General features: G+C 68.6%; 9 protein-coding genes. All 9 read right to left on the bottom strand.

Annotation, left to right across the window (positions count from 1 at the left end; all coding sequences use genetic code 11):
• Positions 1-80: 80 nt before the first annotated feature.
• Positions 81-2,282, bottom strand: a complete 2,202-nt coding sequence (locus ACIRDU_RS10015) for a xanthine dehydrogenase family protein molybdopterin-binding subunit (RefSeq protein ID WP_403576620.1) — start codon at positions 2,280-2,282, stop codon at positions 81-83.
• Positions 2,279-3,259, bottom strand: a complete 981-nt coding sequence (locus ACIRDU_RS10010; RefSeq protein WP_403576618.1) for an FAD binding domain-containing protein — start codon at positions 3,257-3,259, stop codon at positions 2,279-2,281. Before ACIRDU_RS10010 ends, ACIRDU_RS10015 begins: the two co-directional genes overlap by 4 nt.
• Positions 3,260-3,271: 12 nt before the next feature.
• Positions 3,272-3,937 carry a (2Fe-2S)-binding protein gene (locus ACIRDU_RS10005; protein WP_403577370.1) on the bottom strand — a complete coding sequence of 222 codons (666 nt, stop codon included), beginning with the start codon at positions 3,935-3,937 and terminating at the stop codon, positions 3,272-3,274.
• A gap of 786 nt (positions 3,938-4,723) precedes the next feature.
• Positions 4,724-5,620, bottom strand: a complete 897-nt coding sequence (locus tag ACIRDU_RS10000) for a carbohydrate ABC transporter permease (RefSeq protein ID WP_403576616.1) — start codon at positions 5,618-5,620, stop codon at positions 4,724-4,726.
• Position 5,621: 1 nt separating this feature from the next.
• Complete coding sequence (locus ACIRDU_RS09995) at positions 5,622-6,533, bottom strand: carbohydrate ABC transporter permease (protein WP_403576614.1); 912 nt, start codon at positions 6,531-6,533, stop codon at positions 5,622-5,624.
• A 31-nt stretch (positions 6,534-6,564) separates the two neighbouring features.
• Positions 6,565-8,625 (bottom strand): beta-galactosidase, encoded by a 2,061-nt coding sequence (locus tag ACIRDU_RS09990; RefSeq protein ID WP_403576612.1) that lies wholly within the window; start codon positions 8,623-8,625, stop codon positions 6,565-6,567.
• 70 nt (positions 8,626-8,695) lie between these two features.
• Entirely contained in the window at positions 8,696-10,009 is a 1,314-nt protein-coding gene (locus ACIRDU_RS09985; RefSeq protein WP_403576610.1) for an ABC transporter substrate-binding protein, read from the bottom strand.
• A gap of 550 nt (positions 10,010-10,559) precedes the next feature.
• Complete coding sequence (locus tag ACIRDU_RS09980; protein WP_403576608.1) at positions 10,560-11,588, bottom strand: LacI family DNA-binding transcriptional regulator; 1,029 nt, start codon at positions 11,586-11,588, stop codon at positions 10,560-10,562.
• Positions 11,589-11,861: 273 nt separating this feature from the next.
• Entirely contained in the window at positions 11,862-13,673 is a 1,812-nt protein-coding gene (locus tag ACIRDU_RS09975; RefSeq protein WP_403576606.1) for an RICIN domain-containing protein, read from the bottom strand.
• Positions 13,674-13,788 lie beyond the last annotated feature (115 nt).

The following is a 13,788-nucleotide window of genomic DNA, read 5'->3' as shown; positions in this document are numbered from 1 at the left end:
GAGGCACGGTGGCGGGCCGATCAGCGGGACGGCGTTCAGGACCCGTCCACGTGGCGGGAGGGGGCCCCTGCCGCCCGGGTTCACAGCAGGGCTTCAGCGGTGATGGGCAGTTCGCGGACGCGGCGTCCGGTGGCGTGGAAGACCGCGTTGGCGATGGCGGGTGCCACACCGATCTGCACGAGTTCTCCGAGGCTCTTCACGCCGATGGGGGCGGCCTTGTAGTCCTCCCCGTCGAGGTAGACGGCCTTGAGGTCGGGGACGTCGGCGTTGACGGGCACGAGGTAGTCGGCGAGATTGGCGTTGACGATCCGGCCGTCGCGGTGGTCGGTGACCGTGTGCTCCAGCAGGGCCGAGCCGATGCCGCCCACCATGCCGCCGATGGCCTGGCTCTCGGCGAGTTTGGGGCTGATGACGCGCCCCGCGTCGTACACGCCGAGCATCCGCCGCACCCGGACCAGGCCGAGCCGGGCGTCGACGGCGACCTCGGCGAACATCGCGGCGTAGCCGTACATCGAGAACCGGCTTTCCGCTTCCGGGGTGTACGACCCACGCGCTTCCAAGTGGGTGCGGTTGTTGCGGGTGAGGAGCTGCCGGTAGGTCTCCCCGCGCGCGGCGTCGCCCTTGATGTGCAGCCGTCCGCCGCGGACCACGACGTCGTCGGCCTCGACCCCGTGCAGCGGTGAGCGCTCGTCCTCGACCGCGAGCCTGATGGCCTGCTGCCGCAGCTTGTCGCAGGTGTCCTGAACGGCGGATCCCACACTGAGCATGGTCTGTGAGGCGCCTTGGGCAGGGGCCGGCGGCATGGCGGAGTCGCCGAGCCGGAACTCGACGTTGTGTACGGCCAGGCCCAAGGCGTCGGCTGCGACCTGGGTCATGGAGGTGTATGTGCCCGTGCCGGTGTCGTGGGTCGCTGACTGGAGCACCGCGGTGCCGTCGGCGTCGAGCCTGACGTGGGCCTGGGCCTGGCCGCGGAAGACGTCGTAGCAGCCAGTGGCCACGCCCGTGCCGATGAGCCAGTCGCCGTCTTGTGTGGACCGTGGCCTGGGGTTGCGCCGGTGCCAGCCGAACTCACGGGCGCCGACACGGAAGCACTCACGCAGTCGCCGGGTGGAGAAGGGCTGCTGCGTGGACGGGTCTTCGCCGGGTTCGTTGCGCATCCGCAGCTCGATCGGATCGATGCCGAGCGTGTGGGCGAGTTCGTCCACCGCGGTCTCGATGACGAAGGCGGAGCCGCTGTAGCCGGGGCCGCGCATCCACTGTGGGGTGCTGACATCGAGCGGCACGATCTTGACCGTCTGGCTGACGTTGGGCACGGCGTAGAGCATCTGCCCGAGCGCCTGGTTGGCCTCCCAGAACTGCTCGTAGCGGGACGTCTCGTACTTCATCTCGTGCGTCATCGCGGTCAGCCGCCCGCGCCGGGTGCTGCCCAGCCGCAGCTTGTACTCGTACGCGGGCCGGTAGCCCACCGTGAAGTACATCTGCCTGCGGGTCAGCGCGAGTTTCACCGGGCGGTCGGTCTCGCGGGCGGCGAGGGCCGCGATGGTGACGTGCGGCCAGGCCCGCAGGGCGTTGCCGAAGGCACCGCCGATGAACGGCGAGAGGACGCGCACGTTCTCCTGCGGTATGCCGAACACGGCAGCCAGCTCGTTGCGCGTGCCGATCACGTGCTGGGTCTTGTCCCACAGTGTGAGCTTGTCACCGTCCCAGCGGGCGATGGTGGCCTGCGTCTCCATCGGATTGTGGTGGTTGCGCGAGAGCCGGTAGGTCATCTCCAGCCGGACGTCCGCGGCGCCCAGCGCATCCGTCGCGTTGCCCCGCGCGTAGGGCCGCGCGAAGGGCGCGGGCCCGTCCACGGCCGGGCTGCGGGTCAGGTCGGTCGACGGCTGCTCGACGTCATAGGAGACCTCGACCAGGCCGGCGGCGTGCTGCGCTGACTCAAGCGTGGTCGCCACCACGACCGCGACCGGCTGGCCGAAGAACCGGACGGCGTCGTCCTGGAAGACACGCAGCCGCCGGCCCGGAATGGGTCCCGGGTTGTCGCGGTAGGCCAGCGTGGGCTTGTCGAGGTGGCTGATCACGCCGATGACGCCGTGCTGGGCGTCGGCGGCGCGGGTGTCGATGCCGGTGATACGGCCGCGGCCGATGGTGCTGTCGATGATGACGGCGTGGACGACGCCGTCGATGTCGTGGTCGGCGGCGTACTTGGCCTGGCCGGTGACCTTCAGTCGTCCGTCGACCCGGGACAGCGGTGCTCCGACGGCTGCCTGCGGCTGCCGGCTCACCTGCCACCTCCCACGATGCGCAGCTGGCGCTCGACGGTTCGTTTGAGCAACTCGACTTTGAAGCGGTTGTGCTGGAGGGGCCGGGCCCCGTCGGCGGCCCGTGCGGCGGCCTGGGTCCACAGGGCGTCGGACGGCCGCTTCCCGATGAGCTGCCGCTCGACGGCGGTGAGTTTCCACGGCACGGTGCCCACGCCTCCGGCGGCCACCTTCGCTTCCTGGATGACTCCGCGGCGAATGTGCAGGGCGACGGCCGCCGAGGTGAGCGCGAACTCGTAGGACTGCCGGTCACGCACCTTCAGGTAGCCCGAGAGCAGCGGGCGAGGAAGGGGCGGAAGCTCGACTGCAGTAATCAACTCACCTTTGTGCAGCGCCTGTTCGTGGTGCGGTGTGCTGCCGGGCTTGAGCAGGAAGTCAGCGAAGGGCACGGTCCGCTCGCCGGCGGGCCCCTGCAGGTGCACGGTCGCCTCCAGGGCGGCGAAGGCCACCGCGACGTCGGACGGGTGGGTGGCCACGCAGTCGTCGGAGGTGCCGAGGATGGCGTGGGTGCGGTTGACGCCGTGCAGGGCGGCGCAGCCCGAGCCGGGTTCGCGCTTGTTGCAGGCGGCGCTCACGTCACGGAAGTACGTGCAGCGGGTGCGCTGCATGATGTTGCCGCCGATGGTCGCCATGTTGCGGAGCTGGGCGGACGCGCTCAGCTCCAGCGCCTGGGAGATCACCGGGTACAGGGCGCGCACCCCCCGGTGGGCGGCGGCCCCGGACATGCGTACCAGGGCGCCGATGCGCAGGCCCCCGCGCCGGGTGACCGTGATCTCGCGCAAGGGCAGGGCGCTGATGTCCACCAGTGCGCGAGGGCGTTCGACGGTCTCGCGCATCAGGTCGACCAGTGTGGTGCCGCCGGCGATGTAACGGCCCCCGGCGCGGCCCGCGTCGAGGGCTTGCCGCGTGCCGGCGGCCCTGGTGTAGGAGAAGGGATGCATGGGATCCGTGCCTCATTTCCGGCCGGCAGCGGTCTGCTCGACCGCGCGCACGATCTTCACGTAACAGCCGCAGCGGCAGATGTTGCCGCTCATGAACTCCCGGATCTCACTGGGTGAGCCGGTGTGTCCCTCGTCGATGCAGCCGACGCCGGACATGATCTGGCCGGAGGTGCAGTAGCCGCACTGGAAGGCGTCCTGGTCGATGAACGCCTGCTGCAGAGGGTGCAGTTGCTCTCCCTTGGCCAGGCCCTCGATGGTGGTGACCTCGGCGCCCTCCAGGCGGACCGCCAGGGTCAGGCAGGAGTTCACCCGGCGGCCGTCGACCAGGACGGTGCAGGCGCCGCAGGCACCGGCGTTGCAGCCCTTCTTCGAGCCGGTCAGGTTCAGGTGTTCGCGCAACAGGTCCAGCAGCGAGGTCCGGTTGTCGACCGTGACGGTGTGCCGCCCGCCGTTGACGGTCAGGGAGACGCGGCTGCCGGGTGGCGCCTCGGCGGCGTCCGCGGGCTCGGCGCCGAACACGGACGGCCCCGCTGCCAGACCGCCCGCGACGACAGCACCGCCGACGGCGGTGGACGCGATGAACGTACGCCGGGACGGCGCCGACGCGGATTCCCCGGGAGGCTGCTCGGGAGATCCCTCGGGTCGAGAAACAGGTGACTCGGGTGGCTCGGGGGACATGACCACTCCCTCGGTCGATGGAAGGCGGATGGCGGTACCGGCCATGTCTTCGCGCCCGCCGGTGCCTCGGTGCCCGTCCTGGTCGGGCCGCGTGGGGTGCGCCGTGCCGTGCCGCAGGTCGTCGACGTCGGGAAGCGGATGCTCCGGGAGTGAGGTCCACCGCTGCCCGCTGCAGGCGGGCAGCGGTGCCTGGCTGCCGAGGACCGGGTGAAGGCGGCGCGACAATGGGGGATCTCCCTGCTCGGTGCGTGGACGACTGCTGCGGGTGAGCAGTCCCGCCCGGCGTGGTGGTCTGCGTGTCCGGCAGTGCCGGTCGGGCCGACGCTGACCAGGACTTCGATGGGGCGCGACATCCACTGTGCGGCACCCGGCGCGATACAACGAGCCGACAGTTTTGAGACGTCTCCGCTATGTATCACTGCCGTTGGTACGACTGGCAGTAGCAGGCTGAGCGGTCCGGCGGCAATGGTTCTCATGACGCCGCAGCCGGCAGCCGTGCATGCCGAAACGGCGGCCGGCATGCACGATTTCGGTGCCGTCGTCGTAGCCGACCAGGCGAACGGCGCGCGGAGTTGAACTGTCGACTCCGGCCCCCGGCGGTGCGCGACCCGTCCAAGGCAGGCCGCATGACCCTCACCAGCTGTGGATGTCCACCCCCAGGACCCCTGCCTCGCCGGAACAGGACTCACTGAGCCGGACCGCGCCACCCGGCATGAGCGCGGCAGGACAGACGCCGTCGACGCGGACTGCGGGCCATCCGCGCGGTACTGTCCGGACCGCCAAGGCCTACTTCATTCCCGTGGTGGCGATTCCCTTGACGAGATAGCGCTGGCCGACGAGGAAGACGAGGAAGACCGGGATCAGCGTGATGACGGACATCGCGAACAGGGATCCCCATGACGCTCCGCTGGTGGCGTCGACGTAGTTGCGCAGGGCCACGGGCGCCGTCTGCAGTTCGGGTTTGGTCAGGTAGATCAACTGGCTCAGGAAGTCGTTCCACGTCCAGATGAAGGTGAAGATGGCGGTGGTGGCCAGAGCCGGCACCGAGATCGGCAGCAGGATGCGGAAGTAGATGCGCCAGTACCCCGCCCCGTCGATCTTGGCCGCCTCGTCCAGCTCGGTGGGAAGACCCCGGAAGAACTGGACCATCAGGAAGATGAAGAAGGCGTCCGTGGCCAGGAACTTGGGAACGATCAGCGGGAGGAACGTGTTGACCCACTCGATCTTCGAGAACATGACGTATTGCGGGATGATGAGCACGTAGACCGGCACCATGAGGGTCAGCATCATCATGCCGAAGAAGAAGGCCCGCCCGCGGAACTTCAGCCGGGCGAAGGCGTAGGCCGCCATGGAGCAGCTGACCAGGTTGCCGAGCAGCGCCCCCAGCACGACGATCGCCGAGTTCAGCAGGTACAGCCCGAACGGGTGCGAGAGGGCGTTCCAGCCGTCGGCGTAGTGGCTGAAGTCGGTCTTCGTGGGCAGCAGTGAGGGATCACGGAAGATCAGGGCGTCGGGTTTGATCGAGCTGGCGATCATCCACAGCAGCGGGTAGACCATCACGAGCCCGAAGGCGATCAGCACGACGTGCTTGAGCGTGGCGCGTATGCGGGCCGCCCGCCTGTATCGGTGCGCGGCGGGCGCGGGAGCGGGCGAAGGGGCGGCTTCGGCCTTCAGAGGTGTCATCTCACTTACCGTCACCGTAGAACACCCATCTCTTGCTGAAGTAGAAGTTGATCGCGGTCAGGACGCCGACGATCATCACGAGCAGCCATGCCATGGCGGAGGCGTAGCCCATGTGGAGCCGGCCGAAGCCCTCGTCGTACAGGTACAGCGAGTAGAAGAGGGTCGAGTCCGAGGGGCCTCCCGTCCCGCCGCTGACGACGAACGCCTGCGTGAAGGACTGGAAGGAGCTGATGACCTGCAGAACGAGGTTGAAGAAGATGATCGGGGTGAGCAGCGGCAGGGTGACGTGCCGGAACTGGTGCAGGCGGCCGGCGCCGTCGAGGGCGGCTGCTTCGTAGTACTGCTCGGGGATCTGCCGCAGTCCGGCCAGGAAGATCACCATGGAGGAGCCGAAGGTCCACACGTGCAGGACGACGAGGCTGTACAGCGCGGTGTCCGGGTTGGAGATCCAGCCGGGCCCGTGGACGCCGAACAGTCCGAGGAACTTGTTCACCAGGCCGTCGGTCCCGAAGACCTGTCGCCACAGGATGCCCACCGCCACCGAGGCGCCCAGGAGCGACGGCAGGTAGTAGACGGACCGGTAGAACGCCAGCCCCTTGATGCCCCGGTTGAGGACCATCGCCAGGGCGAGGGCGACCGCGAGCAGCAGCGGCACGCTGAGGGCGACGTAGATGAAGGTCACGCTGAGGGACTGGCGCAATCGTGGGTCGTCGAGCATCTTGCTGTAGTTCTCGAAGCCCACCCACTTCGGAGAGCTCAGCAGGTTGTAGTCCGTCATCGAGAAGTACAGCGAGGCGATCATCGGACCGAGCGTGACGCCGGCCATGCCGACGAACCAGGGCAGGAGGAACACCCATGCGGTCCGTTCTTCTTTTCTGGCCGCCCGGCTCAGGGGTCTGCGGAGCACAGTCATCGTCCTCGGGTTCTTGGAACGGGTGCGGGATTCAGGAGTCGCCCGACGGCGGCTCGGTGGGGGGCGACGAGGCCGCTGGGCTGCGCACGACGGCTACGTCCGCCGCGTCGAGGACGAGCGTTTCCCCGGCCTCGACGCGGCGCCCGGTGATCAGGTCGGTGCCGGAGCGGTCGAGCGTGACGTTCGCCTTGTCCTGCCGGTGGTTCAGCAGGAACAGGTACACGCTCGTCCGGGTCCGTCGCTCGGTGACCTCGACGCCCCGCGGTGCGGCGTGCACCGGTCGCACGCCGGCCAGGTCCAGCACGTGCCGCACCAGCGCCTCGAGGGCGTCGTCGTCCAGACGGGTGCCGATGTAGACGGCACGGCCCCGGCCGAGTTCGTGCTCGATCACCGCCGCCTTGCCGGCGAGATGGCCCTCGCGGTAGACGGCGAGCGGTCGGGCGGTTTCCGTTTCGAGGTCGTCCTGCCACACCGAGGCGGTCGCGAAGAATCCGCTGAGCCCGTCCTTCTCGGCCGCCGCCTGGACCGGTACCGCGGCCCCCACGGGCAGCGGGGAGAACTCCTGGACGTGCGCTCCGATGATCTCGCGCAGGGCGCCCGGATATCCGCCTTCGACGATCCGGTCGTCCTCGTCGACGATCCCGGAGAAGTACGAGACGACGAGATGGCCGCCGTCCTCCACGAACTTCCGCACAGCCGCGCTTTGTTCACGCGTCATCAGGTACTGGTTGGGGACGACCAGGACGCGGTAGGGCGACAGGTCGTCGTCGAGGGTGACGACGTCGACGGCGACCTGGCTGTTCCACAGGGCCCGGTGGTGCCGGGCCACGGTGTCGCGATAGTCGAAGGTGTTGTCGGGGTGGGCGCAGCCTTCCACGGCCCACCAGTTCTGCCAGTCCCACACGATCGCCACCCGGGCGCCGGTACGCGCCGTGGCGACCTCGTCCATGGCCCGCAGCTCGTTGCCGAGCGCCTTCACCTCCTGCCAGGTCCGGGTCTTCTCACCCCCGTGCGGGAGCATCGCCGAGTGGAACTTCTCCTGACCCTGGCGTGAGGCCCGCCACTGGAAGAACATCACCGCGTCGGAGCCGTGCGCGACGGCCTGGTAGGAGCCCAGGCGCATCCGGCCGGGCTGCTTGACCTGGTTGGTCTTCCACTGGCTCACCGCCCCGGCCGCCTGTTCCATCAGCATCCACGGCCGGCCGCCGCCCAGTGAGCGCATCAGGTCGTACTGGAAGGCGGCGACGGCCATCGAGTGGGGCTTTCCCGGGTCGGGGTAGCAGTCGAAGGCGATGACGTCGAGTTCCTTCGCCCACCGGTGGCTGTCGGTCAGCCGGCAGCCGAAGAAGTTCGTGGTCGCCGGCACATCGGGGGTGATCCCGTGCAGCAGGTCGCGTTCCTGTGTGACGAGTTCCAGCAAGTTGTCGGAGGTGAAGCGGGAGAAGTCCAGCTCACGGGAGGGGTTGCCCCAGCCGCGCACGGGCTGCGGCAGATGCACCTGTGACCAGTGGCTGTAGCGCTGGCTCCAGAACGCCGTACCCCACCGGTGGTTGAGCTCGTCCAGCGTGCCGTACCGCTGTCGCAGCCAGGTGCGGAAGCGGTCGTCGCACCGGTCGCAGAAGCAGTCGGAGTGGTACTCGTTGCCGATGTGCCACATGGCCAGAGCGGGATGCTTCCCGTACCGCTCGGCCAGCTTGGTGGCGATGCGGCGGCTGCGGTCCCGGTAGACCGGGGAGGACGGGCAGAAGTGCCCCCGGCTCCCGATGCCGTGCCGCACTCCTTGCCGGTCGACCGACAGGATCTCGGGGAATTCCGCGGCGAGCCACGGCGGCGGTGCGGCGTTCGGCGTCGCGAGGTTGACATGGATGCCGTTCGCCCACAGCAGGTCCATGATCTCGTCGAGCCACGAGAAGTCGAACCGGCCGTCGGCCGGCTCCAGCACGGCCCAGGAGAAGATGCCCAGGCTCACGAGCCGCACTCCTGCGGCCCGCATGAGCCGGACGTCCTCCTGCCACACCTCCCTCGGCCACTGCTCCGGGTTGTAGTCCCCGCCGTAGACGACTCCCGGCAGTCGACGGCGAAAGCTGGTCATGCGCGGATCGTTCCTGCGCGGATCGGACACGGCGGGGATTCCTTCCGGAAGCGGTACTACAAGTGGCTGCTCAGAGCTGGGACTTGATCTCGGAGATGAACTTCTCGGCTGCCGCCTTCGGCGACAGACGGTTGAACAGCACGTCCTCGTTGAGTCGCTGGAAGATCTCGGGGACAGCAGGGCCGGCCTCCGCGTTGGGGAGGTGCAGAGCGGTCGGCTTCAGGGCGTTGACACGGCCCAGGTAGTCGGCGATCCGCTTCTCCGTGGCTGACAGCTCGGGCATGATCGCCTTGAGCACGTCCGGGTTGTTGGGAACGCCGCGGTCGAACTTCTGGATCTTGGCCGCCTCGGGCGAGTTGACCAGGAAGTCGAGCAGCTCCGCGGCCTCCTTGGGGTGTTCGGTCCGCGCGGAGGCGCCGAAGAAGATGCCGGGCTTGCTGTAGGCGCCGACCTGGGAAGCCCCCTTCTCCCCGGGGAAGAGGAGCAGCTTGGCCTCGCGTCCGCTGGCGCCTTCGAGCGCACCGAGCTGCGTCACGGATATGTCGGTCATCGCCGCCTTGTGCTGGGCGACCAGGCTCTGCTCGACACCGGCTCCTGACGACAGCGCCTCGACCGCCGCGTCCGCGCTGGTCGTGCCGCCGCTGTCACGCAGCTTGACGACCCATTCCCAGTAGGCGGTCATGGTGCCCTCGGTGAAACCGATCTTGCTGCCGTCCTTGGTCCAGTAGTCCTCGCCGTGCTGCCGCAGCCACGGATACAGGTCGTTGGGGTAGAGCGGCATCACAGTGCCGACCAGGCCCTTGGTCTTGGAGATGGCCTTGGAGATCTTCACGTAGTCGTCCCACGACCACTTGGTGTCGTCCGGAAGGGGTACGCCGGCCTTCTTGAACGCCGCCGGGTCCGCGGCGATGCCGAAGGCGCTGTCGCCGGCAGGGACGCCGTACAGGCCGCCCTTCACGGTCGTCATCGCCATCGAGTTCGCGGGCAGCTTGTCGGTGTGCAGTACGTCCTCGACCTTCTTCAGGTCCATCAGCTGCCCGTTGTCGATGTAGGAGTACATGAACGGGTCGGTGATCTGCAGGACGTCGGGCATGTCACTGGCGGCCGCGCTGGTCGACAGCTTCTTCCAGTAGTCGTCCCAGTTGGAGTACTCGGGCTGGACGTCGATGTTCGGGTGCTCCTTCTCGAACACCGCGATCATCTGCTTGGTCATCTCGTGCCGGGAGTCCGATCCCCACCAGTTGAACCGGATGACGGTCTTGCCGCCTTCGCTCCCGGAGGAGTCTCCGGCGCAGCCCGCGGTCAGGACGAGGGCGAAGACCGAACAGGTCAGCCCGACCGCCCGAAGTCGGAAACGTCTGCTCGAACGGGACGAGTGGTTCATGGTGGAGCTCCTCTGCTGCCATCACTGGGCGATGCGCCCAGACGGGGGGAACGTCGTCTCAAGAAGCCGGCGTAAGACGCCGGCCGGCTCGCCGCGTGGCGGCGGACTGCACAACTCGTCTGCTTTGCGGACCGCGAAAGTTACTTGCGCTCCGGGTGCCGGCAGTCGGCCCGGCTCTTCGGGATCCCGGATGGGCTGCAGCGGCTCTGACAGGGGTTGTTGTGAACGTACGCTGGATCCTTGAGTCGGTGAGCCGAGCTGGTCCGCGGGGTTGGCCGCGAGCATCGCACCGAGTTGAGGGCTGTGTGCGTCAGCAATAGTGAACGTTCACGCGGCGAGCGTAGTAATCGACCACATCTCGGTCAAGGGTTCTGTACGTAACACTTCGGTGCTTGGTGAGACTTCACCGGTTCCGGGCCGGTACGGAACCGGCACGGACCGCGCGGGGACACGCCAGGTCAGCGCGTTGCGCCCAGTGCGGACGGGGCGTCGGGCGCTCGCGTCCGCCCGAATGCCCTATGCACGTCGGCTGGTTGGTGGGGCCGACGGACTAGAGGGTGTGGTTCGCCCTCGCCGGTCCGGACGACTCGCGCAGCACGAGGCGGCAGTCGAGGTCCAGATGCAGTTCCGGCTCGGTCTCCTCGCGGATGCGGGCGACGAGGGCCTGCATGGCCCGCCGGCCCATGGCCTCGCGGTCGAGATCCACGGTGGAGATGGAGGGGTTGAAGTACGCGGTGAACTCCTGGTTGTCCCAGCCGAAGACGCTCACGTCCTCCGGGACCCGCCACCCGCGGTCCTGGAAACCACGGATGACGCCCATGGCGACGTCGTCGTTGGCGGCGAGAACCGCCGTGACACCGGAGTCCGCCGACAGTCCCCGGGCCGCGTCGTATCCGGACCGCACGGACCAGTCACCGTCGATGACGGCGTAGTTCTCCAGGCCCCGCTCGGCGACCGTCCGCAGATAGACCTCGCGTCGCTTGCGTGCCGACATCCAGTCCGTACTGCCGGCGACATGGACGAAACGCCGGTGCCCCAGGGAGACGAGGTGATCGATGATCATGGCGGCAGGCTCGCCGTCAGCCGTGATGCCATGGGACCGCATCTGGTCGTCGTACTCACCTATGACGACGGTCGGAGTATGGTCCAGCCCCAGCTTCTCCAGGTCGCCGATGGGGGTGAAGGTCAGCACTCCGTCTGCCTGACCGGAGTCGAGCAGAGCGCGGACGCGGTCGCCCCTGACCCGTTCGTCGCCTTCCAGGCCGACGATGTCCAGCAGGTAGCCGGCCGCCTGCGCCTCGGCGGACGCTCCCCGCAGGATCTTCGAGGGCACGAAGGTCGTCATGGCCGGCAGGACCACGGTGACCCGGTTCGACTTGCGGGTGCGCATCGACCGCGCCACCAGGTTGGGCCGGTAGTCCAGGTCGGCCACGGCCTGCTCGATGCGGGCCACCGTCTGCGGCTTCATGCCTCCGTTGCCCCGCAGGAAGCGCGAGACGGTCTGATGCGACACTCCCGCGTGCGCCGCGACGTCGAGAATGGTGGGACGCTTTCCGGACGGCGGCTTCGGCCGTTTCACGTCCCGCTCCGAACTCTTCGGTCCCGGCTCCGCGTCCACCGTGCTGCCCCCCGCCGCATCTCCACGCCCCGCACGCTCATCGGTACTCTACTGTCGAGTACGCCATGGCGGGCCGGGCCCTTGACTCTTGCTGTCACGCCGGAGCCGACCGCATCGGCCGGTCGAGCCCGGCTGCCCTGCGGATCGTCCGGCCCGGCCGGCCGCATGGTCCCTGTCCGGGCCGTGCGGCGGGCCGCCGAGTCCGCCGTCACCGGGCGGCACGCGTTCCTCATGTCAGACCTGCAGAGTCCAGTGCTGGTTCGTGTGCTGCTCGTCGTTCCAGCAGGCGTACTGCAGCAGCCGGGCCCCGTCCGTCGTCAAGGCCCGGTCCACGTCGAGGCACTTGCCGGAGTGACGGGCGATGATCTCGACGTAGCCGGTGCCGGTGTCGCTCAGCCGCCACTGCTGGCTGGTGCGGCCGTCGCAGGTCTGCTGGACGATCGCGGCCTTGTCCGCCGTGGAGGAGCCGGTCACGTCCAGGCACAGTCCCGAGTGCCGGGAGAGGATCTGGTAGTAGCCCCCGCCGACTTCGTGCAGCTGCCACCGCTGGTCGTCGCCGCCCGAGCAGCCGGCCTGCTCAATTGCGGCCCCGGCCGCGGTCGAGGAGCCGACCGCCTCGGCGCACTTGCCCGAGTGCCGCGCCTTGAGCGTCGTCGTGTCGGCCAGCTGCGACAGTTCCGACGAGAGCACGGGGACGTAGAAGTCGGTGATCCCGGCGATGTTCGGATGGGTGCCGCTGCCGCCGCTGCCCGGGTAGCCGCCCACGAGTCCGTCGAAGGTGTACGCCACCCGCTGGGCGTCGACGCGCGTGTCGAGCGTCGCGTCTTCGAAGACGTCGGCCACCGTGACGCCCCACTTCTGGGCGGCCTGCAACTGCACTTGGCGCAGGGCGAGCTGGGTGTCCCAGTCGCGCGAGCCCATCTTGTGGGCGGCCACATACACCAGCTGGGCGGTCGGCCACTTCTGCCGCATCGTGTAGATGGTGGTTTCGAGCGCCCCGGCGTAGGTGCCGGGGTCGAGGGTGGCGGGGTCCTGGGAGCCGCTGACGGTGCCTACCTCGTAGGTGTGCGAGTCGTGGATCTCCATCGCGTCGTTCGTGCCGCCGTCGAAGACGACGAAGTCGGGCGCCTGCGAGCTCGCCGACTTCACCTGGTTCAGGATCTGTCCACCGCTGGCGGTGGGCGCCGGTCCCACGGTCGCGCCGTTGCGCGCGTACTTCGTCAGCGTCATGCCCTCGCGTTCGGCGACGAAGTTCACGAAGCTGCGCGCGTACTGGTGCCCGTAGACGATGCTGTCACCGAAGGCGTAGACGGACGAGCCGGCGAGGGATCCGTAGGCGGGGTTCGCGGGGCGGGTCAGGCGGAAGTCGTCGATCGACTGCACGCCGGTGCCGTAGTAGTTGCAGGCGACGAGCTTCGCCAGGTTCTGCCCCGTGATGCTCTGCGTGGCGGAGACCAGCACCTTCGGTGCGGATTCCTTGCTGGTGACCGTGTACTGGACCCTGCCGAGGGTGAAGTCCATGTGCAGATCGACCGTGTACCACTTGGCCCGGTCGAAGCTGATCTTGGTCCAGGTGGGGTTGAGCGAGTCCGGCGCCGAGGTGGAGTCCGAGTCGGGACCGGTCGCGGCGTAGCGGAACTCCGCGCTGGTCGCGGCGATGCCGAAGACAAGGCGTCCGGCGGTGTCGCGCAGTTCCAGACCGGTCTTCATCCCGGTGCTGGCGATGGCCGTCTTCCAGTCGAACCGCAGGTCGAGCGTCTTCTCCTGGACGATCGACGACGCGAACGGCCGCACGGACGTCGTGTAGTTGCCCATGCCCTTCGTGACATCCAGTACGCCGTTGCCGATGGCGGCCCCGACCGGGAAACCGAAGTTCGCGGGGGTCGTCTGAGCGTCGAACGTCTCGTTGATCATCGTCGCGGCCGGGGTTTCGGCGGCGGAGGCGGCCGGAGCCGTGAGGAAGGGCGCGAGGAGCAGGATGCCGGCGGCAAGGGAGCCGGCCCATCTTCGGGGCCGGCGGCCCGTTCTGCGTATGACCGTATACACGTGATCTCCCTTGATCTCTGGTGCTACCGACCGGTGCCGGCGGGGAGGGAAGGGGGCCCGGCCGTGGCTCAGCCCGAGGGCCGCACAGAAAAGCCACGAAGTACCGGGAAGGATG

This window comes from Streptomyces sp. NPDC093598, from assembly GCF_044764825.1.
Lineage (GTDB): Bacteria > Actinomycetota > Actinomycetes > Streptomycetales > Streptomycetaceae > Streptomyces.
This window is presented reverse-complemented; position numbering and strand designations above follow the sequence as displayed.